The following is a 25430-nucleotide window of genomic DNA, read 5'->3' as shown; positions in this document are numbered from 1 at the left end:
GAATTACTTATTCAATCAAATACCTTTAGAAAAAAACTCTCAAAATATCATTGAAAATTATACAATGAGAGCTTTAACAATATAATATGGTTTTTGTTTTTTCAAATTCCCCTATTTATTGATAGGATTTTATCCTATCCTTTAGAAAATCGTCCTTTCAGGACTCTTGAAAATTTCCGGTTTATCTGATTGGCTTTTGATCGATGCCCAAATTTCTTGCCATATCCATTGCTCGGTCGAGAAGTCCTCTTTCCTGCTGGTTAGCAACATTATTCAGTTTAAAAATAAGACTTGCAATACTCATATTTTTGATATCTTCGGAAGAAATATTGTATTTCTCAACCATTCCCATTACTTTTTCGATAATGTTTTCACCGTCACCTAAAAGGTTTTCTTTGACCAATGTTGCGTTTTCGCTGTGACTGATAAATTTATCTAATCCTTTTCCTGCAGAAACCTGACGAATCACGTTATCAAAAAACGTATTATCTCCACCTACGATATCAATTTTTGCAGATTTGAATGCTTCTGCTAAAACTCCGGCTTGAGCCTGTGCAATATCTTTCTGGATTGAAATTTGAGCCAATTCCACTTCTTTTTCTTTCGCCAAAGTCAATCGGAACTCTTCATGGTCTTTTCCTGCGTCATTCAGCTTTTTCATTGCTTCTGCTTTTTCGGTAATTCCTGCCGCTTCTGCCAAAGCTTTTTCTTTGATGACTTCCGCCTGGGCAATTCCTTCTTTCTTCACAGCATCCGCTTTTTTCTCGATAACAACCGCTTCCACAATTCCCTGTCTTTCTGCTGCATCAGCTTTTGCATGAAGAACCTGAGCTTCAGACAAACCAACTGTTGCTTCTTCTTTTGCTTTTGCATCAGCAATGATTTTACGTGCTTCAGCTTCTTTTTCAGCAGCATCTCTTTTTGCCTGAGCTTCGATAACGTATTTCTGAGCGTCTTTTTCAGCAGCTAATTTTCGCGCTTCTGCTGCTTTTGTTTCCTGAATCAATTTCTTTTCAGCTTCCTGAGTTGCCAAAGTGATTTCCACCTGCTTTGTTCTGTCTGCCGTTTTGAAAGCTTCCAGATCTTTGATCACCTGCTGCTCTTCAACAACCGTTTTTTCCATCGTTAAACGCTCACGGATTGCATCCTGAATATTTTTCTTTTCTAATTCAATTGCTTTTTCTTTTTCAATCTGAGCCAAAGAAACAATTCTTTCTCTTTCGGTGGCTTCTAACATTTTATCTTTCTGTACTCTTTCTGTTTCCACCAAATCAGCACGTTCTTTATTTTTAGCAGCAATAACCACTTGTCTCAACTTATTTTCTTCCGCAATCTGAAGTTTTTCTTCAGTCGCAATACGAACGGTTTCATATTTCAACCTTTCTTCTTCATTTACTTTAAGAATTTCTGCATTTTCACGAGCCTTAATATTGGCAACTTCTCTTTTCTGAGATTCTTCTTTTTCTGCCAATTGCTTTTCCAGTTCTAAAATCGCTTCACGGGCTTCAACATTCTGTTTGGTAATTGTTTTTTCCTCGTCTCTGCGAACCTGATTGGCTTTGATATTTTGTGTCGCCGTTAATTCAGTAATCTTTTTAATACCTTCCGAATCCAAGATATTGTCTTTATCTAAATTCTCGATTTTAGTCTGCTCTAAATAATCAATCGCACAGTCATCTAAAACGTAACCGTTCAGATCTGTTCCGATGATATCCAAAATTTCCTGGCGAAATTCACTTCTTGCTTCGTACAGTTCAATAAATTCAAACTTTTTACCGACCGTTTTTAAAGCTTCCGAAAATTTAGCTTCAAACAATTCTCTTAAAGTATTAATATCCGAAGCTCTCTGACAGCCGATGGTCTGACCAACATTCACGATATCATCCACCGATTTATTAACCCTGATAAAAAAAGCCACCTGAATATCGGCTCTCATATTATCTTTACAGATCAATCCCGCTCTTCCTTCTCTGGCGATTTCCAGTTTTTTAACGGAAATATCCATTGATTCCATTCTGTGAATAACCGGAATTACAATTCCCGCATTGAAGAAAACTTTCGTCCCTCCATAACCTGTTCTCAAAATAACAATTCCCTGAACTGTTTTTTTATACATTGATAAAATCCAGAAAATTAATCCTATGGATGCTATCACAATGACAACAATTCCTACAATTAAAGGTGTATTCATATTTTTATAGTTTATTTATTCTAATTTTTGTGTTTAATTTTTTTAACGTAAAGTCCGCAAAGATTTTTGAAATATTTTTCTGTATATTTTTCGTTCGCAAAGGCGTTTCACTCAGCAAAAGACTCACTTTCCTATTAACTTTACAAGGTATTTTGAGATTCCTACGAAATGACAAACACTTTGTTAAAATTGAAGTTTTATCTATGCTTTAGGTTTAAAATTTAATTTCTTTTGCTACGTAATAATATTTTCTTCCAACTGCCTCATCGACAACATAAACCGTTGTACCGTGCTCGATCATTTCGCCGTCTTTGCTTTTTACCATTAATGTCATTGGATCGCTTCCGATAAAAACTTCGAGGATTCCGATTTTATTACCGTGAATGGTTGATTTCATTCTACCCTGTCTTCCTAAAAAGTCATGTGAAATTTCTCCTTTATGATTGATTTCCCTGAAAAAAGGATTTATTGGTTTTAAAACTACCTTTGTTACCAACATACTTATTAAAAACATTGGAACAACTAGTAAAGCTGAAATCCAGATTTCGAAGGAAGCAAATACTTCGAGATAAATTGAGCCCAACCAGGTAAGAAAGAGTGATATTGTCAGAAAATAGGTAATCGGAACAATATCGAGGTTTAGAAATTTCAAGAACTGAATCCATGCAGAAGGATCATCAGGAATATGAACATGACCATCAGGCGCGCTTGTGTCAATATCTAAATCCGCATCAAGTCCGATATCAATATCCAAACCCGTGATAATCGTAAAAAGCCAATAAATCACCGCCAAAATAAGCAGCACGCTTAAAACGGTGTTGACCGGCGAAAAAGCTGTTGTTAAAAATTCCTGAAAGTTCATATCTGATGTGTTTTTAAATTTTTAATTATTAGCAATAAATATCCATTTTAGATTAAACATCTATTACAAACCAATCTAAATAATAAACTTTTACCGTCAATCATTTTCGATTGTACACAAATATAATAAAATTATTTAAAATTGCAAATATTATTAGCATTTTAATTAAAATTAATCTTACATTTGCAAAAAACATTAGTATTTATGAGTTTTTTCGGAGCTAATATTAAGACAATAAGACAAGCAAAAGGTTTGAGTCAACAGGCATTTGCAGATTTATTTGAATTAAACAGAGGAGTAATCGGAGCTTATGAAGAAGGACGGTCGGAGCCTAAAATATCTACTTTACTTACTGTCGTTCACTATTTTAATCTTGATTTGGATAAATTCTTAACCACTCCCTTAACAGTAGATGATTTAAATAAACCTGAAAATTTTGAAAAGTTTCAACTTTCTTTTAATTCAGACTTACCTTATCAGGAAAATAGTTTTGAAAATAATATTAAATATAATTCACTGCAAAAAACATTAGCAAATATTGATTTAATCTATGAATTCACCGAAGGTTCATTGCTTTTATCAAATTATAGCATTGGAGATTTTTTATTTTTAGTTAAATCAAATATACCTGAAGAAAATCCTGAAACCTTACTTACTACGGAAAATGGGAATCTGAAATACCTTTCTTCAGTTCCGAAAGAATTACGCTCGGAGAAAGAGGTTTATAAAATTGCCGGCTATCTTTCATTCGATCAAAAAAATATCCTTTCCGGTATTTTGGAAAGGATTGAGATTTTAGAGAAAAAGCAAAATAGATGATTCTGCTTTAAGAATTAGTTTAATTTATTTCCCGCAGATTTTGGTGATTGCGTGGATTTCTAAACTGATCTTAAGATTTTAGAAACCTTCAAAAAAATCCAAAACAGCTTTATTAAAAACCTGAGGATTATTGGAAGGCATTTCATGGTCACCACCTTTAAAAATCAGCATTTTTCCTTTTGGAATTTTATCGGCAATTAATTTGGTATGCTTTTCAGGCATCACATCATGTTCTCCAGCCATAACCAAAGTTGGCGCGGTAATTTTCTGCAAAGAATCAGGGTTAATGTTTGGCTCGTTTAAAAGAAGCATTTTCAAACGGTAATTCATATCATTTTCAGAAACCCCATTTGCTTTCATTTCTGCAACCTGCTGATTGAGAATTTTATTGATTTCAGGATCTACAGAAGTTTTGTTGTTGTAAAGTACTGCTCCCATAATTGCCATTTTTTTGACTTTCTCAGGATGTTCCATTCCCAGAATCAGGGCTATATTTCCGCCGTCACTCCAGCCTAAAACATTGACATCTTTAAGATTTAATTGATCTAAAAATACGTTGACATCATCCGCCATTAATTCGTAAGTTAATTTCACATCGTTTGAAGTGGAATTTCCCTGACCACGGCTATCTACAGCAATTACCTGATATTTTTTCGTCAAAACATCCAACTGATTGCTGAAACTCGCCATGGAACTGTTGTTTCCGTGGATTAACAAAAGTGGTTCGCCCTGCCCATACACTTCATAATACAATTTTACTCCATTGACATCCATAAACTTTCCGACTTCTTTATTGTTTCCCAAACTTGGTTTAACATAAGCAGCAGAATTATCAATCAATAAAGACTGTTTTCCTGAGAAAGGCTTCGCATCTGAAATTGACATTTGAGAACCTTTTTCCATAGCATGAGATTGCCATGGCATTAACGAAACATCTTCAAAACCGCCATTCTTTACGGGAATTTCAATTTTATCTTTACCATCCAAAACAAACAATTTAAAATCATCAAGATAATAACTTCCGGTACCCGCAACAGCAACACCTATCACAAGACCCGTTGCTTTTTTATCGATTTTACCTTTCATCTCGTAAGAACTCCACTCTCCTTTTTTATAATACATTCCGGCATCCGGAGTATAGACAGGATCTTTCATCACTTTTCCCTTATTGTTCATTGGCACTGTAGTCAAGACAATCCATGAAGTATTGGAAATTTCGTTGTTGTAGAATATTTTACCCTCCAAAAGAAAGTTTTTACCCTGGTATTTTTCGACATTCACTCCCTGATAAACCTGATACAGCTTTTGCCCGGAAAATTTGGCAAAAACAACAGAGAAGATAAAAACGAATAAGTTTAAAATTAGCTTTAGCATGATTTGATAAGATTTACTATATAGATGACAGCATAAGTTTTCATTTGGTTACAATTTCAAATAGAAAATCTTCATCACCATAAAAGGTTTATTAAATAGCACAAATCTATCAAATAAATTTCACACATTGAGGATAAAATATCTAAGTATCATTAAAAGAATAAAAAAAATCCTCTCAAAAAAATCGAAAGGATTGCAAAGAATAAAAGGTAAAAATCGAGAAAAGAATAATAAAATGTGGGGCAACGTCTCGCCGGAATCGAACCGGATAGCCTTGCCAGAGATACCGGCTTCGCTATTCCTCCCCTTTAAATGGTGACGAAGTAACTTTTCTCTGCGACACTTTTATTTTAAAAACAAGGCAACAACCAAAAAGCGTAATGTCGTGCTCTAACCAACTGAGCTACTTTTCCTATTTTGATTTTGTGTTTTTGAATTGTGGAAAAGACGGGATTGTTCATTGTTCTTATTTATTTTTATTTTTTGTATTCACGAATGCCTTGCATTTCGAACCCGCGACCCCGTCGTGATGAGCGAAGTAACACTATTCTACGGCACTTGTTTTTTATTTTTAAACAGATAAGGTAAAAGGCGAAAAAGGTATTTGTGCTCTTTTCAGAGCGCCGCTCTTACCCGATTTGGGCAGGGAGCCGGCAATTCTACATCTACGAGAGACTTGCGCTTTCTTACGAAAACTTTTGCCCAGTTGGTTTTCAACCCAACCTCACTAGCTCGGTCGCCCGAATTTCGCTACCTTAGGACCGTTATAGTTACGAAGTAACCCTTCTCTACGACACTTATCTGTCAATTTTTTTTAATGAAAAAGAGGCAAAAGACGAGAAAACTCTTTATATAAATCATTTTTTCAGATTTATTCTGGAGTCGAACCAACATCATAAGATTAACCGAAGTAAGTTTTCTCTGACGGCACTCTTTGTTTTTATCAAGGTAAAAATTATAGAATCTTCCGTGCATTTGCTCTATCGTCTGAGCTACTTTTCCTTTCCGAGGGAAAAGGCAGGAATCGAACCTGCGACCCAATGTTTACTCAATCTCGAAGTATGATTCTAAAACGACACTTGATTTTTATGTTTCAATAATGATTTTAAAATCGAGCAATTCCTAAAAAGAGAATTATGTTTCAATGTAAAGTAGAGTAACTCTTTTTTACGACCCTTACTTTTTAGTTTTCCATTGGGTTTTTCTGTATTTTTTCCAGTTTCTCTGAAACTTAATTTCTTTTGAATTAAATGTTTCATAGCCGTGTGGAAAACAATAAGAGCATCCCGAATCGTCTCCATATAAAATTCTGGAAACCTGGACATTTGAAATTTTCTTCGGAAAATCAATGAATCCATATTCATTGATTCCGAAAGCTTGTCTTAATGACTTCAATTTTTTCATAAGTATTGAGTATTTAACCTCAATACAGTGCTTCTTTAAGACATTTTTTATAATAATACATGGTTATTGTTTTTTTGTTAATACAAATTTATTTAGTTAATGCGCATTCTTTTTACGCAATTAATTTTTTTTTAAATTAAAAACCAAGTAACAAGTTATAAGAGTTTTTTGAATGTTGTTCAAATTGGAAGTTTGACGATGGAACTCTAAAGATAACGACATTGGTTAGTTTAAATCGAGCAAAATAGCGAAAAGACTCTGGTTCAAGTGGAAATCGAAGGAATTCTTTTCTTACGGCATCGATTGTTTTTTTAAGTTTTTATGGTTATTGTTTTTTGTTACTGCAAAATTACTATTTTAGTGCGCAATCTTTTCGCGTCGTTTAAAATATTTTCTATTTTTTTTCGTTTTTGAAGCTTTTTGTCATTGCGAGGAGCGAAGCGACGAAGCAATCTCAAAACAGATTCTTCTCTTCATTACATTCCGTTCTGAATGACAAACTAACCGTCAATTAAAGCATTGCTTCTTACTAGCCCCGATTGCAACGACATCCTTTGGTGTAGCAAAGCGGAACAAAAGATATAGTGGAAAGCGGGATTAAGCTTCTCAATTACAGCAATAATTCAGCATAAAAATCATTCATCATTTATCACTTATAATTTATCATTATTAAAGCAGTGCCTTTTACAGCACTACTTTTTTAATCATTTCCACTGCAGATTTTTTGTCTTCCAAAGCATTCAGGACATCGAAAATTTTGTCGGACCAACCTGCGATAAGATATACATCATTTTTTCTGACATCCAACGGTTGTCTTCCGTAACCCGCCAAGTCAAAAATATACAATTTTGCATTCGGGTTGAAACTTTTGTATTGATTCCATGAATTTTCAAAAGAATTTCCACCACCGTTGCTATCCCAAAGCTGAGTGTCGGTGAATAACATTACTTTATCCACTTTTTCACGTCTCTTCAATAGATCTTCGATCACCAAATAACCATTTGTGGAGTAACCCACTTCACCTTCTCTTTTGTAGAATGCATCCACGTTTCTCAAGATACCGCTTTTAGGCATCGGAACTCTCTTCCAAGTGTCTCCAAACATACCTGAAACCACATTTTTGCACTGTGACTGCAACATCATCGACATCAACAAACCAATATCGTACAACAATACTTTAGATTTCGGAGAAACCGGTTGTTGCATCGAACCGGAAACATCTGCCGCGATTACCACTGAAGTGTCGAAGCCAAAACCTTTGATGTTTTTTGCACTCACCATCACCGCATCTTCCAATGCTTCCAAAATTGATGACAAGTAAGGCGAATCAATCGTTTTCAATTCTCTATACGCCGACAAAAATCTGAATGGCAATTGCTTTGAATTTCTTACGGCTTTTTCATCCGACAAATAATTGCACACCTTGTTCATCGCTTCCGGAGAAACGTTGGCTTCCAAAATATTTCTAAGATTTCTCAAAGTCGCCATATAACCCAATTTGTTGCTGAAGATCAGTTCTTCCCATTTGTTTTTGAAAGCTAATTTTCTTTCTGCATCATCGGCAAATTTTGTCTGACCCAACACGGAAAGTTCAACTTCCCAAGTATATGGAGTTTCTAGCGAATCATTTACGATTTTGTTGAAAATTGCCTGTTGATTTTCATCTTTAGCTTTCGGGTGAACCAAAAACAAAGCATCTTTCAAGGTAACTTCCGCTTTTCTGTTGTATTTTGCGAATTGATATTCATCAAATTTGTTGAATGATTTTACCAGACCTTTTTGAATTTGTTTTGAAAGCTTATTCAGTTTTTTCAAGTCTGTTCTTTCGTTTGCCAATTGGTAATATGCCAGCAATTCCGTGATTTCGTCAGCTCTTTGGATGACTCCGTCAACAGTTCTGCTAACCAAATCTGTACCTGAAGTCTGTTTTGCCAATTCGGTTGTCAAAACCAATGGAATCGAACGCAAATACATATCTTTTCTTGCATAAACGGCTAGTTTTGCAACAAATTCAGGGTCGTTTTTCTGAATCAGAGACTGGATTCTCGCCAATCTGTCATTTCCTTTTTCATAGGTTGCGTTTGATAATCCTGTTGTAACAACAGCACTGTACAATTCTTCTGCGGGCGTCATGGTGTAAGCCTTTGCACCTTCGTAGTTCGTTACTACTTTATTCTCTTTTCTTAAAAAATTAAATTTCATGGTTACTGTTTTTAGTTAAACATTTTTGGAGGATTATCGCTTCCTCTCTGATTTCTGATGCAAAGTAAGGAGGATTTTGCGCAATGTTTTTGCGTAGTGAAAATTTTTGTGAAAAAGTTTTATTTTTTTCTTGGAAAATCGCAAAGGCGCTAAGTTTTTATTTTTTTGATGCTGTTTTTAAGGCGCAAGGATTTTTAATCTGCGATAAAAATTTTGTAGTGTTTCATTAAAATATTTTTTTCAGTAAACTCTTTTCCATAAAGCTTATCATTCTTTAGGAATTTAGACTATTTTTAATGGCAGAGATTCCACGCTCCACTCCGTCCAACTCTGAAAAATAAACATACTGCTAAACCAAAAACCAACAACTATTAGCCAGTACCCAAATACAATTTGTCTATTATTCATTTTAAATAAGGAAATTACTAATTAGGAGTTTTTAAAAATCCGTTGTTTAGCTTTGTCTCATTAAAATTTTAAACTATGATTAAAGGATTATATGAAACTCATGTGCAAGTAAGCAACTTGGAAAACGCAATAGAATTTTACACAAAAGTATTGGGATTGGAATTCGCTCATAAAGATGAAACCCGTCCGATTGCATTTTTATGGATTGGAAAAAACAAAGAATCAATGTTGGGTTTGTGGGAACAGAAAGAAAATTTGCAGACCAGACATTTCGCTTTTACAGCCGATAAAGAAGATATTTTAAATTATTCCGTTGAATTTTTGAACAATAAAAATTTAAAACCATATAATTTTTTGAAAGACGGAAGCTTTCAGCCAATGGTTTTCGGGTGGATGCCCGCTTTAGCAATTTATTTTAATGACCCAGACGGAAATCAATTAGAATTTATCTCAATTTTAGAAGGTGATGGAAAACCTGAATTGGGTGTGCTTTCGTATGAAGAATGGCTGGAAAAAAAGTAAATTTTTTTCTCACAAATATCTCAGATTTACACAGATCCGATAGAATAAAAAAACTCTCTTTTTGAAAAGAGAGCCATTGTTACATTTTAGATTGCTAAATTGTTACATTACTATTGTTGCAAACACCAATACAATATTTTCGCAATATTTTTAGCATCATCGACACCTCTGTGATGCGTACCTTCAAGTTTGAAATTCAGTTCTCCTAAAGCTCTTGCCATACCGACACTTTTACGAACTGTCGGATGCAATTCTCCGAACAAAGTTTTCACATTGATATGATCATCGCTCAAAGGATAATCTACGTTAAATCTTCTTGCCTGATTTTGAAGCATATTCAGATCATAGTTTCCATAACTTGCCCATGTCAGGTTTTCCAAATCGTATTCTGCTCTCAGAATATCTAATGCATCTTCCAGCAAAACACCTTCCTCATCAAGCATTTTCTGGGTGATAGAAGTCAGTTCCGTACAAAACGGACTCACTTTTGAAAATTGAGGTTTTACTCCCCCCCCTCATTCTGCGAAATCTTACCGGTTTTTGCATCCATAATGCAAACTCCTATTTCTATAATTTCACTTTCCTGACCTCTCGGCGGTCGGTCATTCCAACACGTTGCTTCGAGGTCTATAATTAATATTTTATCTGTTGTTTTCATTTGTTTAGATTTAATTTAACCACAAAAGGGACAAAAGCTTTTTAAACACTTAAGAACATCTTGGTTTTTAAGTTTGAAGATTTAAATCAAGATCCAGATAATTTCGCATTGCTTTTTTTAACCTTTTTCCATTAAAATCAACAAATAAAAGTTCGTAAGATAAATATGTTCTAAAATCTGATGAATCGTCCAGCCTCCATTTGAAGGTTGATAATTCAACATTTTATTATCTTTATCAAACCATCTGTCAACCTCATCAAAGCTGAGTTTCAAATGTGTTTTTATATCTTGAATCAATCTAAAAATGTCCATTATAAATTTTTAAAGTTTTTTAAAAGGCTTTCAATATTTTCCTTTCCGACAGGATTCATTGAGTGACAATAGAATTTGGGTAAATCTAAATAGTTATCCATACAATATTCTACTAGCCATTTTGCGCAATCATAGCCTGTTTTTTCCACAAATTCCTGAGAATTCGGTTCCAAATAATGTTCATCAGCAAGGTCGTGGTCAAAAGAGATCATTTCCGGGAGTCCTTTTTCCAGAATCCTGTTGACAAACTGTTCGTAATTTCGAACGATATGCCAGTCTTTTCTAAGGAAAATATCTTGTTTTGTATAATGATACACCTCAATCGGATATCTTATATCATCCAGAAACAGTAATCGTTTTGTGAGTTCCATTGCTTTATTTTTTTAAAACATGATACAATAATTTCGCTGTGTTAAAAGCGTCATCTGCACCATTGTGATTATTTCCTTTAAATTCGATATTCCTTGCTTTAAGTTCTTTTAAAAGTCCAATTGGTTTTTCTCCAGTCATTAAACTTATCAGTACTTTCAAATCAAGATACGTTTCACTGAAAGGAAATTTAACATCAAATTCTTTACACTGACTTTCCATAATCGATTTGTCGAACCCGCCATAACCGGCGTATGTTCTTCGTAAAGAACTGTATCTGTTTTTGATATTTGAACAGGCTTCTTTGAAAGAAATCCCTTCTTTTTCTAACTTTTCAGACGTAATTCCTGTCAATTGTGAACAATATTCGCTTACTTCCGATTGTGTCGGTTTTATCAAATAACTTCTTTTATCTTCGATACTTCCGTCTGACATATTGAGTTTGCAAATCCCGATTTCAATGATTTCTCTTTTTTGATTTTCGGGAATTTGTCCTTTTTCCCAACACGTAGCTTCGATATCTATGATGATTACTTTGTCGTATAAAAACATTTTAATTACTTTTTTTAATTGGAAAAGTAAATATTCAATGCTTTGATAATACTTTTCACGTTTGTATTCGGATAAAATCCAGAGCTGTTGATACAATTTATTTCAACAATTTTCCAGCCTTCATCGGTCAAACAAATATCCATTACGAAAGCTTCTTCAAGGTTGAAAAGTTGAATCATTTCATTAGCAAAATTCAACCCATCTTCTGAAACTTTTTCTTCGAAAGGTGCATTATCATTAAATTTATAATATCCCGCATCGATAATTTGTCCGCCAACAATCCAAAGTCTTGCTTCTGTAATTGTTCGTTTTGCTTCTGAAATTTGAACTAAAGAATCTTCTGTAATTCTGTTGGATTGATTTTCCAATGCTTCAAAAACAAAATCTTTCCATTTCGTTTCGTTGAAAACTTTTCCTGTGAAAATTTTCGCTTCGTTGTAAGGTTTGATGAATTTTAATTCATCTTTATTCCAAATCAATTCTTCTGAAATTTTATGTACAGAAACTTTATGATTGAGAAGGTTTTCGCCATAATATTTAGAATATACTTCATACAAATGATTACCTCCGTAAAAAGAACCGGGGAACCATTCTGTATTTTGCCTTGCCAATCTTGCAATCGTCACCGAACCGTACACAAAAACATCTTTTCTGTCTGTTTCAAAGTCGATTTTTTCTGCGGTTGGAGGAATATTGATTACATCATAATCAATATTTAATTCTTCCAAAGCATCAAAAATTTTGTAATGATCGGGATCTAAATACACATTAGCCTGAACTAAAAAATACATGGTTATTAGTTTTTAAGGTTCTTTTATTTACTTTTTACAATGTCTGCCAATTCCAGTTTTACATCTCCAGGAAAACCTGAAAGTCCGGGAATATCGTTGTATTCTAAAATCATTTTTTCTCCGTTTTCTATTTCCAAAACATCAATCGCAACAATGTTTGCTTTGATGTTTTCCTGTAACAGCTTTACTTTTTCTATCCATTCTTTTTCTGGTTCAACAATTTGATATTCCTGGGTTAAAGAATTGGCTTTCCAATATTTCCCTTTTCTTTTCATTGCCCAAACTTTATCATTTACAGCCAGATAACGAATGTCATATTTATAATTAATAAATTTCTCTGTCGTTACATAATCCTGATGGATAAAAAGTAAATCTTTCAGTTCATCCCATTGTTCTTCGTTCGAAACCAGACTTTTTCCGTATCCACCGTGATGATTTCCAACTTTAATCACAAAAGGAAATTTCATTTCCAGATTTTTCAATTGAGTTGTATTAGTTGCTACATTAAAATCAATAACAGGTAATTTTAGTTTTTTCAATCTGTTTAGCATTGATAACCTTTCGTAACCCATTAACAATGTTAAAGCTGAATTCACACAAGGAACTCCTGAATATTCAATTAACTCCAAAATATTTCTGTGTTTTGCTTCAGGATTTATAGCTCCCAATCTCCAAAAAATCACATCGGGTTTGCAGACTCCATCTGCATCAATTACATATAGAGAAGAATCTTTTACAATAAATTCTGAGGTCTGAACTTTTTTCTGGACCACATTAAATCCTGCAAAATAATCTTTCCAGTATTTTTCTCCGTTAATGATTAAAATTGTTTTCATTTTTTTATTTTTTTGGATGGATGTTAGAAGCCGGATGTGGGAAGCTAAATTAATAATGTTAAAAACTTCCATCTTCCAACATCCCGCTTCCAGCTATTTTACACCATCATATCAGCACAATTTGAACTTGCGAATGCGTAAGGTTTTGCTTTAAACACATATCCCATTCCCAGAATGTATCCCATTGCGTCTCTCAAAGCGACATTGGATTTGAAATCCGGATCGGTGTTAATGTCTGCGTGTACCTCCATTTCCACATCATACGTTTCCAGAATAGAGCAAATTGCATAAGCGATTTCTACGGATTTGTTGACTTCGTTCAGCATACGCTCCTTGATACTGATATTCTGTATTTCTCTTTCTTTTCTGATAAAGGTAAACGCTCCTTTTCCCTCACGAATAAAGACAACTGCCGTAGCATAATTAATGGCATCCCCATAAACGTGGGAGTCTGAACCCACACATACTTTCAGTCGGTGCCCTTTTGCCTGTTCGCGGATGATGGCTTCTTCTACCAACTGTGTGATAGAGTGTTGGAAAATTTTTCCCGTCATGTTCTGCCATGTTTGTTGTTGCGTTTCCATTTTTTCTACATGTTTTGTTTTGTCTAAATTTTTATTAATTATTAGGTCAATTGTGAAAGGTCAATTTACTTTGCTTTTCAATTTTTAAAATTCACTTGTGAAACAAAATTCACCATTGACTATTCACTTTCTTGCGCTACGAACCGGACTCGAACCAATACCATCAGTTTTGGAGACTGAGATGCTACCATTACACCATCGAAGCAATTTTTTGTTGATTCATCAGGACTCGAACCTGAACAACAAGAGTCAAAGTCTCGTGTGCTGACCAATTACACTATGAATCAGTTTTTTAGTTATAAGTTATTAATTATGAGTGTTGAGTTATTACTCATTGCATATTATTGATTACTCATTTCTGCGGAACAGACAGGAATCGAACCTGTACCTTTAGTTTTTCAGACTAACATGCAGACCTGCTACACCACTCTTCCTTGTTTATGAATGATAATTGATAAGTTATAAATGATCTCATTACAATTTTTATCATTGATAATTTATCAATGATGTTTTGTACCTCTCCCCAGATTCGAACTAGGACTTTACGGGGTTAAAAACCGTTTTCTCCGCCAATTGGAATAGGAAGGCCATTTTGTACGGAAAGAGGAACTCGAACCCTCAAAACCTTGAGCCTAAATCAAATGTGTCTACCATTTCCACCATTCCCGCAAGTTTCATGATTAATAAGTAATGTGTAATTGGTGATAAAAAATTATGCTTTATAAATTCATATTAACCGTCGCAATAATTACTCATTGCACATTACTGATTATTCATAATTTAGGTCTGAGAAAAGCTTGTCTATATTTATAAACTATGCCTGTTATATTTGTAAAGATCTTCTGCGATTGACAAACTTTTCCCTTTCCATTTAAACCTATTTTTATGTGAATTGCGAATCGTCAATTTACTTTGTAGTCAATTTTAAAATTCACTTGCGGAGCAAAATTCACCATTCACTTATTCACTTTTCTGTACCCTATAAGGGAATCGAACCCTTGTTTTCTGCTCGAAAGGCAGGCGTCCTGAACCGTTAGACGAATAGAGCATTTACTGTGAATTCTAAATTGTCAATTTGCTTTGCAGTCAATTTTAAAACCGACAATTGACTTATTCACCATTCACTTTCTTTGACCACTAACCAGGAGTCGAACCTGAACAACAAGAGTACATTTCCTGCATGCTGCCATTACATTATCAGTGGTTGGTGGAAGTAGTAGGATTCGAACCTACTCAGCAATGAAGCAACAGATTTACAGTCTGCCCCGACTCTCCAACTTCGGCGTACTTCCTTTTTTTATAGATGATAATTGATAAAAGATAAATGGTTTTCATTCTAACTTCTAATTTCTAACATCTAACTTCTTTTTTGTGAAGAAAAACAAAGCCTGTCTTTAATTTTTAGTTTGATATAAGAACTTCTGCGCTCGACAAACTTTTTTCTTTTTCTTCGGAACTCATCTCATTTTAGTTATTTGAGATGGTTATGAGATTGTTCATACCATTTTTATTTTTTTATTTGAATTCACGAATGTTTCACATTTCAAAACTCACTCAGCTTACGCAACGGTTTTGCAGACCGCCCCGACTCTTCCACTTCGGCGAACCATCGTTTTTATTCTAGTTGTTGGTTGATTGTTGATAGTTTTAAGATAACATTACATCTCTAAATTCTAATCTCTAAAATCTAACTTCTAATTAAAAAATAAAGTCTGTCTTAATTTTGTTTGATATAAGAACTCCTGCGCTTTGACAAACTTTATTTTACCTAAAAATTTATATTATGTTTAAAACTTTCATCTTCAATATTCCAGTCTCAAAGTGAGTTAAGAAAAAGCTTTTCTATATTATATCGTGTTTTTGACGTAAAGATCTTCTGCTCTCGACAAACCTTTTCTTTTCTCTTTTGAAACAATTAACATTTAGTTTTTTGCGATTCCGGAAAGGCTCGAACTTCCAACTTCTGGTTTAACAGACCAGCGCTCTACCATTGAGCTACAGAATCGTTTTTAATTTGGTGAATAGTCAATCGTCAATCCGCTTTGCTTGTCAATTTTTAAAATTCACTTATGAAGTAAAATTCACCATTAACTATTCACATTTTTTGCACTCCATAAGAGAATCGAACTCTTATCTACTGCTCGAAAGGCAGCCGTCCTAAACCATTAGACGAACGGAGCAAACTGTCTGGAAAGCAAGATTCGAACTTGCGACCTCCCGCGTCCAAGACGGGTAAACAACCACCGTTATCTTTCCAGTTTTAGAGATTCACTTCCAATTCTTTTCCGAGAGACAGTCGGATCCGGAATTTTCCGTGAATCTTTGCAGTCTATGCGAGATTGTTCACCATCGCATATATTTTTTTTATTTGAGTTCACGAATGCTTTGCATTTCGAACTCGCAGTTCCTGAGCGACAGTCAGGCAGGTAGTCATTACCTCAATAGACCTTTTTGCGGAGAGCAAAGGAATCGAACCTTCACTACTGTCGTAGAACTCATTAGCAGTAAGCCGCAACAAACCAATATTTGCCTACTCTCCTTTCTTGTGATTCCGACAGGGCTCGAACCTGTAACCCTGGGTTTAGAAAACCCATGCTCTATCCAATTGAGCTACGGAACCTTGGTAATCCCAGAAAGATTCAAACTTTCAACCCCCGGTTTAAAAGACCGGTGCTCTAACCATTTGAGCCATGAGATTTTATTGGTGAATGGTGAATTGTCAATTCGCTTGGCTTGTCAATTTTTCAATTCACTATTTGTCATTCACATTTTGTAATCCCAGAAGGATTCGAACCTTCAACCTTCGGCGTATCAGACCGATGCTCCAACCAATTGAGCTATGAGATTTACTGGTGAATGGTGAATTATCAATTCGCTTTGCTTGTCAATTTTAAATTCACTTGTGAAACAAAATTCACTATTCACTTTTTTGGGTATCTCCGGGGATCGAACCCTATTCTCCGGTGCCACAAACCGACGCTTTACCAAATAAGCTAGAGAAACCATAAAAAAAGCGCCTCTTTTTGGGAGGCGCTTTATATTTTTAGACGTGTCGCTACATTAGCTGACCCATGTATATAAGCACCTTTTATCCATAAATTCACTATCAAGAAGAATAATACAAGCATACCCTTGCCCCATCGGTTCTACACCGCGTTGTCCTGAAGATAAATTAGATATGTTATGTAATTGTTTCATTTTATTATTCTTGTTTTAAAAAAGTTTTTTTGAAAGGCTTGAAAACTTGTTGCTTTCAATTTTCGGTTGCAAAGTAAGGATGAAATTTTTTAACTCGCAAATTTATTTTTCAATTAACTATTTGAAAATCAACAAATTAAATCCAATTTTAGAATAGAGAATTTCTGTCCGCAATACTTTGCAGATGTCTTAAATACCTAAATGACTGTCTCTCACTGGGTTACTTATCACGCTTTATTTTCTTATTAATTGTTCATTTTTGTTTAAATAATTTTCACTTTTATGGTTATTTTTTTTCATTCTAAATAATTTCTGATCTAAAAACACAAAAAACGCCCCGATCATCGAGGCGTTTCTGCAGTATTTTGATTAAATTTTTACGAGTTTACAGTAAATAATTTTCAAAGCAAGCACATTTCGCCTCATCTAACATCATCCATTCATACCCAAACGATCCCTTTATTACAGGGCGATCGCATAGATTTAAACTGATATGTGTTCTTTGTATTGTCATAATTTTATTGATGCAAAGATAAATCTTTTTCTTAACGTTTTAACATATTTTGTGATTGATAGATAAAAAATTAATGGCTTCGAGAATCTCGACAACCAGTTTTTTACATTTTGTCTAAAGATTCTAAATACTTTTTTACTTCGTTTTCAAATCCTCTTAAAAAAACTCCATTTGTAAAATAAATATTAGAAACATAAGGTACATTAAAATGGTATTCAACTTTTATACAATCTCCAGAATCATAAAAATTTCTAAAAAAAATCCAAAGCCATATTTACTTTGTGACTTGCATTAGCGATATTCAAAAATTTGATATCATCTTTTATTACTAAATTTCTAATATAAAAACCAATCAAAAAACTCAACTGATTAAAATTCCAAATATTAAAAGAGTCTTCCCCATACAAATCTCGTGGTAATTTAAATAAATCATCTTTAGGACTTAATAAGAATCTTTTATGATTTATAAATTCTTTTTCTTCTACTATATAAAATTTCGAAAGATGCTCACATATTGTGTGAGAAACAACTACTGAATGTCCAGTTTCAGAGATATGAAATTTCACGTCGTCTTCCAAAGAATTTTCATGAAGGTATCTTTTACAGATTTTTTCAAAAATTTTAGTTTTTTCCAATTCACTAACAAAAAAACCATCAACATACTCGTCATCTAAATTATATCCACCAAAATATTCTTGTAAATAACCAATAATTACATAAAATATCTGAAATTTTAAATTTTGAAAAAAGTCTCATTTCAAGAGCTTCCTCTATTGATAGTGTCTTTATTTTGTCCTCTGAATATTCTTTCATTTGAAATTAAATTTATTTGATCAATTCCTAAACATTTTATTTCTTCCCGTTTTATACCTAGAAATATCTTTCAAAATCACCTCATCATCAGGATTGAAATGCTTCAATTCATTGACAATTTCGGAACGGTTGGCTACTTTTTCTGCAATAATTTCATAAGCGATATTTCTTGTGGTACTTTGAAGTTTCGGATCTTTTTTATACTCATGCTTCATCGCTTCAAGATAAGTAATCTTTTTATGTTCGGGTGTTTTTTGATACAAATCCTGAATTTCAGCATCTAATTTTTTAACATCGTAAATATTCGCAAAGTAATTGTTCAGGCAATTGAATGCGTCTCGATCTTCTTCCCAACCCTTCAACAGGATTTTCTGAGCTTCATCCGGCATTTCTATTTTTTTACGATAAATCAATGAACCTTTTACCATCTGATTGTTGTTTACATAATCATCCACAACCATCTGATAATAAATATTTGAATTTTTAACATCATTAATTTGTCTGTACAAATCACCCACCTTTTCCTTTTGTTCGAGTTCTTTATAAAGATCAATCGCTTTTCTGAACTGCTTTGCTTTTTCATAACAGTTTGCTGCCTCGGATTTATTTTTTAGTTTTTTAAGATAAATCACGGCTGCTTCATTATAAAACCCGCCATCTTCAAGTGTTTTTGCACCTCTGTAATTGTCACGAAGAAGGTTCATATAAACCTTTGCGGCTCGCTTGTAATCTTTTTCGTCAATATATTTTTGAGCCAATTCTTCATACTTATTCCTGATTCTATCAAATAGTGAAGCTTCAACGATGGAACTTCCACCTCTACCGGAGCGACTTCCTGAACCGTTGTTTTCTTTTTCCTTATCCTTTAAAGCGGTAATCACCAATAAAATAATTACTGCTATCACAACAAAAATCACAAGATTTCCTACTACACTCCAAAATGTTCCGTGAAACAATTCGGCTAATATTCCGATCACTTTAAAAATCACCAGAATAAAAAATGCCGCCATGAATTTGTCTATAAACTTCTGCCTATTCATCTTTATCTGATTTTAGAATGGTTTTATCTTCGCTGAAAAGACGATAAAGAAGCAACACAACCCCGATAATGAGAATCCAGACAAACCAGTTGTAGCCAAACATTTCAATTAAAGGATAGAAAATATACGCCAACATCGCAATCAAAACTATTATCAGAAAAATTTTAACCCCGCTTGGAACATTTTCTCCACCAATATTTAAAGATTTTCTTTTCACAATGAAAGAGTATAAACCTACAGCACCCGTCATTGCTACAATCAGCCAGAAAATTTCGACAAAAGAAGTATTATTTTCTTTATAAGTATCCTTATTTTCATGAGTCACATCCAACACCGGCGGTGGAAGCTGTGGATATTCTTTTGTTCCGTAAAGCCTGCCAAGCGAATCTTCTATCAAAACTGCCTTCTTTTTCATAATGGTTTTAACAATTCCATCATCCGCAGGTTTTCCTGAGCTTGTTTTTTTTATGGAATCAACAATTTTTTTCTTTATCTCTTCTTCGTTCTGAACTAAAAATTTTACAATTTTCTTTCGATATACTCTTTTTAACGAATCCGTTGCTGTTTTAATTTTATTTTCTAAAGAATCAGACTCTTTAGAAATTTTTTCAATCGGTCTTCCTCCATTTTTTAAATAATCTTCATAATTATTTTCTTTATTTGTGTAGTATAATGCAGTTGCAGCTGCACTTTCATTCATCAATTCGTGTCTTTTTACTCCATACATCGAATCAATCTTCATATCAATATCCGTAACGCCTGATTGATAAGCAACCACAGGTTTCATCATCTTTTCCTCCATTTTTTTTGAAACTGTGCTAGAAGAAACCGGAATTTCATTAGGTGATTTATCTTTATTAAAATGGACAAAAAGTCTTGCCAATCCTATAACCAATAATACTACCCAAAAAATCCAGCTGTACTTGCGTCCGGAAGAATTTCCCTCTTCAGAATCGCTGTCCTTTCCTCCAAAGAATTTCTCAAACCAAGTCCCTTCCAAAAACTTAAATCTACTGAATCCATTACCTCTGGAAGTTCCCATGATATCAAGCGGAACACCTAGTTCTACAGCTCTGTCGGGGTATTTTTCAATATATTGTAAATATTTTTCAATTTCCTTTTTATTTCCCGCCATTACTTTTTTCATGTCGAAAGGAAGATTTTTCATCCATTCTTCTTCGGTTTGTGACTTTTGAAGGGCTTCCAAGACTTTTTCATCGTCCATTTCTACGGTGTAGCTCTCAATTTTCTGAGGAATTTTTACACCATTTGACGGTTTTCTCAGTTTGGCTTCCGCTGATTTCGGATTTTGAATTAATGAAATCCAGTCGATTTCTTCATTTAATTTAACTAAACCAAATTCAGGATGCATGATGAGAAATTCGGCATCTGTATTTTGCCAATCCTCCGGATTGAGTTTAGGATAAAAAATAGTGTTTTCAGGAATGAAAAGTTTGTTATCAATACACTGAAAATAAGAATTTCTTCCAATATCGTTCGGAACCAAATTTTGGAAAATCAGGAAACAGCCATACAAAATATTCGGTTCGTTGGAAGGAATCGGAAAAGATTGGATATGGTTTAAATCTATTCCTAAAATTTCCATCTCATGAAGCCACGTCAAAGGTGAAGAACCTTTTATTAAAAGTCCTTTTTTGGGATAATTGTTTTTCGGAAAAGGTTTAATTCTAAGTTCCATATTCCAAAATTTGATCTATAAATCTTCTCAAATATTCAGCGTACATATCTTCCATTTTTTTCACTTTTAATAAAGTACTTTCCGGCAGATAATATTCTGAACCACCAAATTCCGTATGTGTCGCCAGTGCCAAAAATCCATATTCTGTCGACGGAATAAAGAATTCCGGAATATTTTTGTTGCTGCTTTTGAAAGTCAGCATTCCGCGGGAATCCGTAATAATTTCGCTTCCATCGGAAAACGAAAATCTGTTTTTGTTCTGACTGGCAAAAATTTCAATCCGGTGCCTGTTTCTATACAGCGTCAATGAATTATCATATAATTTATTGAATTCATTATTCGAAACCACCAGATTTTTCTCTGAATTGATTCCGATGTTGCTGAAATTGTTTAAAATTTTAATTCCGCTGGTTTTTAATTTATCAATCTCTGTCTCAACCTTCAAAGTATTCTTATCCATTTCTTTTTCTTTTTCAAACACTTCTTCGAGATAGATATTCCCGTCAACATTTATCTTTATACTATAAGGAATATCTTGCTGATGGAGATAGAAGCTCCTATCGTAATACACCAACTTGTGGTTCAATGGAATTCTTTTTCCTGTAAGGTTCAGTTCAGAATATTCTTTTGTATTTAAATTTAATTTGGAAATGAGCTTTTTATCCGGTTGATACTGACACAAAATAAATTGTTGCTGCTTGTTTTTTGCCAAAGCAAACTGACCTTTCGGCTTCACAGAAATATCTTCAAACAAAACCTCACAACCACGATGAATTTTATAATGATCATAATAATTTCTATTATAATAATTATCTGACAAATACGTTCTCAGCAATTGTTTTTTATTGCTGAGAATAAAAAATTCACCTTCATATAAAAAAGTCGCAATTTTGTTAACCGGCGTCGGAAACAAAATCGGATAATTAATGGGGACATCCGTTCTTTTCCAGTTTTTAGATGAGTTATTTTCACCTTTTTGTCTATGTTGTGGAGGGTTTGCCCACAATTCTTTTAAGGGAAGAATAATTTTCTGAATATGTTTTTTGATTCCTTTATGATGTTTGTAAAAATTCAGTTCACCATCTGCCGAAGTTGTTACTAAAAATTTCAGTCGATCTCTGTTTTCGTGGATAACTTTCTGCAGTTTTTGATTGGCTAAATTTTCCTGATGCGTAATGAAAAAAACTTCAATATCTTTTTCTCTGTGCTCTTCTTCAAAGAATTTTTCCAACGCTTTAGAAACCTCCAAAATAGGGCTTACCTGATTTAGATTTTCAATAACTTCTTCAACTTTATCCAATGAAATTGGAATATTAGTTTGTCCTAAAGCAAAAACCTTACATTCTGAATGTGCTTTAGGATGCTTGATCACGGCAATTGCCGATGCAAAACCCAAAACCTTTGGAGTTCCCCAGTTTTTCAGGGAAGTATCAATAAGAATAATTCTTTCAAAAATATTTTCCTCAGGCGGAATCTCACGTTGAATATACAATGCTTCATTATTAGCGACACGGTTCATAAAAACCTCATCTTCATTGGCAAATTCCGATAAAAGCATTCTGTGGAAATCGCCTTTATTCGTCATATCGGAAATTCCTCCGATCGGCTGTTCACCGGGAGAAAGATGACGCATTGGGATTTTTAGACCGCTCCAGATTCTTTTAATTAAACTTCCGACCTGAAATGTTTTTGGCTCTTCAATTAATTCCTGAATGAAATCTTTGTCGGTTTCAACGGTGGTTTCTTCTTCGATGACTTCTTCTTCCAATTCGGGAATATTGACGATACCTCTCATCGCATTGATGATAGATTCTGTCGTTGGAAATCTATTCTGAAGTAAAGCTAAGGTTTTTATATCTCTGTTAACAGCAACCGCGGTTAAATCTTTTTTATTTGCAGCTTCAGCAATTATATAGGGCTTTGTATCAAATATTTTTAAAATTAACCCGGAATTTACCGGTGAAACCTTATTATGACTATCTCCAAAAATGGTATGTAAAAGAATAATTTTATTTCTTCCTTTTTTTAATGAACTTCCAAGCTGGCTTAAATTTTCTAAAAATTTAATTGCCTGCTCAATATCTGAGGCTATTTCCGGTGAAATATTTTTTTTTCTGTTCAGATAATAAAAAACTCCGTCAAGATTTAGATATCCATCCTGAATAGCATATAAAACAAGAAGCAAAGAACCAAAAGGCGGAAATCCAGTATTTTTCAACTCTTTTAAAATCTCGAATACATAAGGTCTGTAAGCAATCGCTCCTACGTTCGGAATAGCAATAAGGTTGTTTTCATTATAACCGGAAGCATCGGGAACGTCTTGATCAGTTGTCCATTCCCAGAAATAATGTGTATACGATTGGAAATAAGCAATTATATCCATTCCTGTGATTTTTCAGTTAAACGAAAAGAACTTACAGATAACTTTCGAAAATCCTCTCTATTTATGCTTAAAACACTTCCGTTTTCGTTCCATAAAAGCCAACTTTCATCGCATTCATTATATTTTCTTTGCAATAAAGAACTCAAGTTTTTAAATTCAAAATCAAAACCTGTCGGCAAAAGATGACCATCTTTCAACCAAAACGTTTTCCCCGGAAAGCTTAACAATGGATTTCCCAGGAACAATGCTTTATCGTCAATGACAATCCAATCGATTCTTTCCAGTTTAAATTTTGGCAACGCGATAATTGTATCTTTAATTTCAGAAATCAAACACAATAAAGCTGTCGCAGGTTGTTCTTCTTCGCTTGGTTTTAATTTAACTTCGATTTTTTCATCAATTCCAAAAAAATTATGATTGGAAGTTGGAAAAGTCAATCGCAAAGCTTTGTCAATCGGAGTCCAAAGCAATGCCGTTCTTACTTTTTTATTTGGAACCAAGGCATCTTTTCGGAATAAAAGTCCGTCTCTTAGTTCGTACAGCAAGAAATTCGGCAACTGTTGTATTTCCGATGAAACAGCCTGTTCATCAGTAAAACCTTTCAGCCAGATTACATCTTCTTCCAAAGCGATCTGAACATTTTTCCAGTCACGAATTGAGCCTAAAAAATCTTCATCTGCACGCGGAAGCTCTGCCCAAAATTCTTTTATACGCTTTGAAGAATCTTCTGCCATAGATTTTCAATTTCCTGTTGGATGTATTGTTTTTGCTCAGGATTTTTGATCCAGTCGCAACGTGTTTGAAGATATCTTAATTTATCTTTAATCACATTTTGTTCTTCAAAGCTTAAAGATCCTTCATTCCATTTTTCAACTAAAATTTTCACGTCTTTCATCACTTCTTCCGGATTCGGAGTTTTGTTTTGTAACGCCTGCGGATGAGATTTCGGATTCTCGTCTTTTTCAATTGTTCTGTTGATAATTCCTTCAAGAATTTCAATTTGTTCTTCGGTATCCCAAATATGTTTCAGCACCCATAAATCCGATAAAATCGCTTCATTCCTTCCACAAATTAAAGCACTTGCCGCGATGAGATTCTGTAATTTTACAGCTCTACGGTCAGAAATTGCAATTCCTGTATTTCTAAGGGTGATAATTGTATTCAAATACACTTCGTAAATCGGCTTTAGATCAATCGTTCTACACAGATTTTGCAGTTCTTTGATTTCGTTGGAAAGAATTTCCGGAGTTTCGGTTTCGATATTATTTTCCAATTTTCTTCCGGCTAAAAGTAGCTGTTGAAGTAGTTCTGGATTTACATAATCAACATTAATTCTGATCAGAAAACGGTCGAATAAAGCGTTCAAGGCTTCATCTTCGGGAAGAACGTTACTCGCTCCCACGAACATCAGCACGGGAAGATTTTTCGTTTCTTTTCCTCTTTTGAAAATCTTTTCGTTCAAAGCCATCAAAAGAGAATTCAGAATTGCGGAATTTGCGTTGAAAATCTCGTCCAGGAAAACCATTGACGCTTCAGGCATCATTCCTTCAGTATTTGTTAACAATTCTCCCTCTTTTAATTTTCTGATATCAAAAGGGCCGAAAATTTCGTTCGGTTCTGTAAAACGGGTTAAAAGATATTCGAAGTTTTTGCCATCCGTTACCGATTTCGCCAATGTTCTTACGATGGCAGATTTTGCGGTTCCGGGAGGTCCGTACAAAAAGGCATTTTCTCTTGCTAATAAACAGATTCCCAGCAAATCTACAACATCATTCTTTCCAACAAAAGTATCTTTAACGTGGGTAAGAACTTTGTTTAATTTTTCTATATTTTGAGTCATTAATTATTGTTTTTTGATGTTGCTTTCAAGCACATAATGCTTATTTGCTATTTTTTTAA

21 protein-coding genes and 14 tRNA genes are annotated in these 25430 nt (G+C 34.0%); 2 read left to right on the top strand and 33 right to left on the bottom strand.

The features are described 5' to 3' along the window. Nucleotides 1-181 precede the first annotated feature (181 nt). The gene (locus ACR1PN_RS03750) at nucleotides 182-2191 is read right to left on the bottom strand and encodes a flotillin family protein (protein WP_378175596.1); all 2010 of its coding nucleotides are present in this window, start codon (nucleotides 2189-2191) and stop codon (nucleotides 182-184) included. A gap of 214 nt (nucleotides 2192-2405) precedes the next feature. Then, entirely contained in the window at nucleotides 2406-3053 is a 648-nt protein-coding gene (locus tag ACR1PN_RS03745; RefSeq protein ID WP_433978936.1) for a hypothetical protein, read from the bottom strand. A gap of 204 nt (nucleotides 3054-3257) precedes the next feature. Between ACR1PN_RS03745 and ACR1PN_RS03740 the strand changes: the two genes are divergently transcribed. After that, nucleotides 3258-3872, top strand: a complete 615-nt coding sequence (locus ACR1PN_RS03740; protein ID WP_433978935.1) for a helix-turn-helix domain-containing protein — start codon at nucleotides 3258-3260, stop codon at nucleotides 3870-3872. 78 nt (nucleotides 3873-3950) lie between these two features. On the opposite strand, the gene ACR1PN_RS03735 is transcribed toward ACR1PN_RS03740, so the two are convergent. From ACR1PN_RS03735 to ACR1PN_RS03725, 3 genes are all read right to left on the bottom strand, one after another. Then, nucleotides 3951-5246, bottom strand: a complete 1296-nt coding sequence (locus ACR1PN_RS03735) for an alpha/beta fold hydrolase (protein ID WP_433978934.1) — start codon at nucleotides 5244-5246, stop codon at nucleotides 3951-3953. Nucleotides 5247-6422: 1176 nt separating this feature from the next. Next, complete coding sequence (locus tag ACR1PN_RS03730; RefSeq protein WP_433978933.1) at nucleotides 6423-6650, bottom strand: phosphate ABC transporter substrate-binding protein; 228 nt, start codon at nucleotides 6648-6650, stop codon at nucleotides 6423-6425. Between the two features lie 684 nt (nucleotides 6651-7334). Beyond that, on the bottom strand, nucleotides 7335-8852 hold the full coding sequence (locus ACR1PN_RS03725) for a TROVE domain-containing protein (protein ID WP_433978932.1): 1518 nt from the start codon (nucleotides 8850-8852) through the stop codon (nucleotides 7335-7337). Between the two features lie 483 nt (nucleotides 8853-9335). On the opposite strand from ACR1PN_RS03725, the gene ACR1PN_RS03720 reads away from it, so the two are divergent. Continuing rightward, nucleotides 9336-9782, top strand: a complete 447-nt coding sequence (locus ACR1PN_RS03720) for a VOC family protein (RefSeq protein ID WP_433978931.1) — start codon at nucleotides 9336-9338, stop codon at nucleotides 9780-9782. A 110-nt stretch (nucleotides 9783-9892) separates the two neighbouring features. Here the strand turns inward: ACR1PN_RS03720 and ACR1PN_RS03715 are convergent, their stop codons facing one another. The 28 genes from ACR1PN_RS03715 to ACR1PN_RS03580 form a co-directional block, all read right to left on the bottom strand. Continuing rightward, entirely contained in the window at nucleotides 9893-10267 is a 375-nt protein-coding gene (locus ACR1PN_RS03715; protein WP_433978930.1) for an exonuclease domain-containing protein, read from the bottom strand. A 17-nt stretch (nucleotides 10268-10284) separates the two neighbouring features. Then, complete coding sequence (locus ACR1PN_RS03710; RefSeq protein ID WP_433978929.1) at nucleotides 10285-10440, bottom strand: hypothetical protein; 156 nt, start codon at nucleotides 10438-10440, stop codon at nucleotides 10285-10287. 117 nt (nucleotides 10441-10557) lie between these two features. Then, nucleotides 10558-10752 (bottom strand): DinB family protein, encoded by a 195-nt coding sequence (locus ACR1PN_RS03705; protein ID WP_433978928.1) that lies wholly within the window; start codon nucleotides 10750-10752, stop codon nucleotides 10558-10560. Then, the gene (locus ACR1PN_RS03700) at nucleotides 10752-11123 is read right to left on the bottom strand and encodes a cyclic-phosphate processing receiver domain-containing protein (protein ID WP_433978927.1); all 372 of its coding nucleotides are present in this window, start codon (nucleotides 11121-11123) and stop codon (nucleotides 10752-10754) included. Before ACR1PN_RS03700 ends, ACR1PN_RS03705 begins: the two co-directional genes overlap by 1 nt. A 4-nt stretch (nucleotides 11124-11127) precedes the next feature. Beyond that, complete coding sequence (locus ACR1PN_RS03695) at nucleotides 11128-11673, bottom strand: exonuclease domain-containing protein (protein ID WP_433978926.1); 546 nt, start codon at nucleotides 11671-11673, stop codon at nucleotides 11128-11130. 14 nt (nucleotides 11674-11687) lie between these two features. After that, entirely contained in the window at nucleotides 11688-12464 is a 777-nt protein-coding gene (locus tag ACR1PN_RS03690; protein WP_433978925.1) for an ATP-grasp domain-containing protein, read from the bottom strand. A 23-nt stretch (nucleotides 12465-12487) separates the two neighbouring features. Continuing rightward, nucleotides 12488-13300 carry an ATP-grasp domain-containing protein gene (locus ACR1PN_RS03685; protein WP_433978924.1) on the bottom strand — a complete coding sequence of 271 codons (813 nt, stop codon included), beginning with the start codon at nucleotides 13298-13300 and terminating at the stop codon, nucleotides 12488-12490. 98 nt (nucleotides 13301-13398) lie between these two features. Continuing rightward, on the bottom strand, nucleotides 13399-13884 hold the full coding sequence (locus tag ACR1PN_RS03680; RefSeq protein ID WP_433978923.1) for a ribonuclease H-like YkuK family protein: 486 nt from the start codon (nucleotides 13882-13884) through the stop codon (nucleotides 13399-13401). A gap of 134 nt (nucleotides 13885-14018) precedes the next feature. Beyond that, a tRNA-Trp gene (locus ACR1PN_RS03675) sits at nucleotides 14019-14089 on the bottom strand. A 9-nt stretch (nucleotides 14090-14098) separates the two neighbouring features. Further along, nucleotides 14099-14171, bottom strand: a tRNA-Gln gene (locus tag ACR1PN_RS03670). A 74-nt stretch (nucleotides 14172-14245) separates the two neighbouring features. Continuing rightward, nucleotides 14246-14318 (bottom strand) — tRNA-Phe (locus tag ACR1PN_RS03665). Nucleotides 14319-14479: 161 nt separating this feature from the next. Continuing rightward, nucleotides 14480-14553, bottom strand: a tRNA-Leu gene (locus tag ACR1PN_RS03660). A 306-nt stretch (nucleotides 14554-14859) separates the two neighbouring features. Further along, nucleotides 14860-14932, bottom strand: a tRNA-Glu gene (locus tag ACR1PN_RS03655). A 157-nt stretch (nucleotides 14933-15089) separates the two neighbouring features. Further along, a tRNA-Tyr gene (locus ACR1PN_RS03650) sits at nucleotides 15090-15176 on the bottom strand. 641 nt (nucleotides 15177-15817) lie between these two features. After that, nucleotides 15818-15889 (bottom strand) — tRNA-Asn (locus ACR1PN_RS03645). Nucleotides 15890-15991: 102 nt separating this feature from the next. Beyond that, nucleotides 15992-16064, bottom strand: a tRNA-Glu gene (locus ACR1PN_RS03640). A gap of 6 nt (nucleotides 16065-16070) precedes the next feature. Next, nucleotides 16071-16142: transfer RNA gene (locus tag ACR1PN_RS03635), tRNA-Pro, on the bottom strand. A gap of 196 nt (nucleotides 16143-16338) precedes the next feature. Beyond that, nucleotides 16339-16423 (bottom strand) — tRNA-Ser (locus tag ACR1PN_RS03630). A 7-nt stretch (nucleotides 16424-16430) separates the two neighbouring features. After that, nucleotides 16431-16504: transfer RNA gene (locus ACR1PN_RS03625), tRNA-Arg, on the bottom strand. A gap of 1 nt (nucleotide 16505) precedes the next feature. Continuing rightward, nucleotides 16506-16582: transfer RNA gene (locus ACR1PN_RS03620), tRNA-Lys, on the bottom strand. Between the two features lie 75 nt (nucleotides 16583-16657). Then, a tRNA-Ile gene (locus tag ACR1PN_RS03615) sits at nucleotides 16658-16731 on the bottom strand. 84 nt (nucleotides 16732-16815) lie between these two features. Then, nucleotides 16816-16888: transfer RNA gene (locus tag ACR1PN_RS03610), tRNA-His, on the bottom strand. 959 nt (nucleotides 16889-17847) lie between these two features. Further along, complete coding sequence (locus ACR1PN_RS03605) at nucleotides 17848-18174, bottom strand: hypothetical protein (RefSeq protein ID WP_433978922.1); 327 nt, start codon at nucleotides 18172-18174, stop codon at nucleotides 17848-17850. Nucleotides 18175-18429: 255 nt separating this feature from the next. After that, entirely contained in the window at nucleotides 18430-19449 is a 1020-nt protein-coding gene (locus ACR1PN_RS03600; protein WP_433978921.1) for a tetratricopeptide repeat protein, read from the bottom strand. Further along, nucleotides 19442-21148, bottom strand: coding sequence for an APC family permease (locus ACR1PN_RS03595; protein ID WP_433978920.1), 1707 nt, complete (start codon nucleotides 21146-21148; stop codon nucleotides 19442-19444). The genes ACR1PN_RS03600 and ACR1PN_RS03595 overlap by 8 nt, the downstream gene beginning before the upstream one ends. Beyond that, entirely contained in the window at nucleotides 21138-23531 is a 2394-nt protein-coding gene (locus ACR1PN_RS03590; RefSeq protein ID WP_433978919.1) for a hypothetical protein, read from the bottom strand. The genes ACR1PN_RS03595 and ACR1PN_RS03590 overlap by 11 nt, the downstream gene beginning before the upstream one ends. Continuing rightward, nucleotides 23522-24265: a hypothetical protein gene (locus ACR1PN_RS03585; protein ID WP_433978918.1), complete on the bottom strand. Its 744-nt coding sequence runs from the start codon at nucleotides 24263-24265 to the stop codon at nucleotides 23522-23524. Before ACR1PN_RS03585 ends, ACR1PN_RS03590 begins: the two co-directional genes overlap by 10 nt. After that, a complete protein-coding gene (locus tag ACR1PN_RS03580) occupies nucleotides 24238-25371 on the bottom strand; it encodes an AAA family ATPase (RefSeq protein WP_433978917.1) in 1134 nt (377 codons plus the stop codon). The genes ACR1PN_RS03585 and ACR1PN_RS03580 overlap by 28 nt, the downstream gene beginning before the upstream one ends. Nucleotides 25372-25430 lie beyond the last annotated feature (59 nt).

Source organism: Chryseobacterium sp. RLHN22 (genome assembly GCF_051011795.1).
GTDB lineage: Bacteria > Bacteroidota > Bacteroidia > Flavobacteriales > Weeksellaceae > Chryseobacterium > Chryseobacterium zhengzhouense.
This window is presented reverse-complemented; position numbering and strand designations above follow the sequence as displayed.

Coding starts and splice junctions, on each gene's coding strand:
- ACR1PN_RS03705 (WP_433978928.1), bottom strand. CDS start 10,752: ATGGACATTTTTAGATTGATTCAAGATATAAAAACACATTTGAAACTC.
- ACR1PN_RS03580 (WP_433978917.1), bottom strand. CDS start 25,371: ATGACTCAAAATATAGAAAAATTAAACAAAGTTCTTACCCACGTTAAA.
- ACR1PN_RS03685 (WP_433978924.1), bottom strand. CDS start 13,300: ATGAAAACAATTTTAATCATTAACGGAGAAAAATACTGGAAAGATTAT.
- ACR1PN_RS03680 (WP_433978923.1), bottom strand. CDS start 13,884: ATGGAAACGCAACAACAAACATGGCAGAACATGACGGGAAAAATTTTC.
- ACR1PN_RS03695 (WP_433978926.1), bottom strand. CDS start 11,673: ATGTTTTTATACGACAAAGTAATCATCATAGATATCGAAGCTACGTGT.
- ACR1PN_RS03595 (WP_433978920.1), bottom strand. CDS start 21,148: ATGGAACTTAGAATTAAACCTTTTCCGAAAAACAATTATCCCAAAAAA.
- ACR1PN_RS03725 (WP_433978932.1), bottom strand. CDS start 8,852: ATGAAATTTAATTTTTTAAGAAAAGAGAATAAAGTAGTAACGAACTAC.
- ACR1PN_RS03720 (WP_433978931.1), top strand. CDS start 9,336: ATGATTAAAGGATTATATGAAACTCATGTGCAAGTAAGCAACTTGGAA.
- ACR1PN_RS03600 (WP_433978921.1), bottom strand. CDS start 19,449: ATGAATAGGCAGAAGTTTATAGACAAATTCATGGCGGCATTTTTTATT.
- ACR1PN_RS03585 (WP_433978918.1), bottom strand. CDS start 24,265: ATGGCAGAAGATTCTTCAAAGCGTATAAAAGAATTTTGGGCAGAGCTT.
- ACR1PN_RS03590 (WP_433978919.1), bottom strand. CDS start 23,531: ATGGATATAATTGCTTATTTCCAATCGTATACACATTATTTCTGGGAA.
- ACR1PN_RS03700 (WP_433978927.1), bottom strand. CDS start 11,123: ATGGAACTCACAAAACGATTACTGTTTCTGGATGATATAAGATATCCG.
- ACR1PN_RS03730 (WP_433978933.1), bottom strand. CDS start 6,650: ATGAAAAAATTGAAGTCATTAAGACAAGCTTTCGGAATCAATGAATAT.
- ACR1PN_RS03735 (WP_433978934.1), bottom strand. CDS start 5,246: ATGCTAAAGCTAATTTTAAACTTATTCGTTTTTATCTTCTCTGTTGTT.
- ACR1PN_RS03740 (WP_433978935.1), top strand. CDS start 3,258: ATGAGTTTTTTCGGAGCTAATATTAAGACAATAAGACAAGCAAAAGGT.
- ACR1PN_RS03750 (WP_378175596.1), bottom strand. CDS start 2,191: ATGAATACACCTTTAATTGTAGGAATTGTTGTCATTGTGATAGCATCC.
- ACR1PN_RS03690 (WP_433978925.1), bottom strand. CDS start 12,464: ATGTATTTTTTAGTTCAGGCTAATGTGTATTTAGATCCCGATCATTAC.
- ACR1PN_RS03745 (WP_433978936.1), bottom strand. CDS start 3,053: ATGAACTTTCAGGAATTTTTAACAACAGCTTTTTCGCCGGTCAACACC.
- ACR1PN_RS03710 (WP_433978929.1), bottom strand. CDS start 10,440: ATGAAAACAACAGATAAAATATTAATTATAGACCTCGAAGCAACGTGT.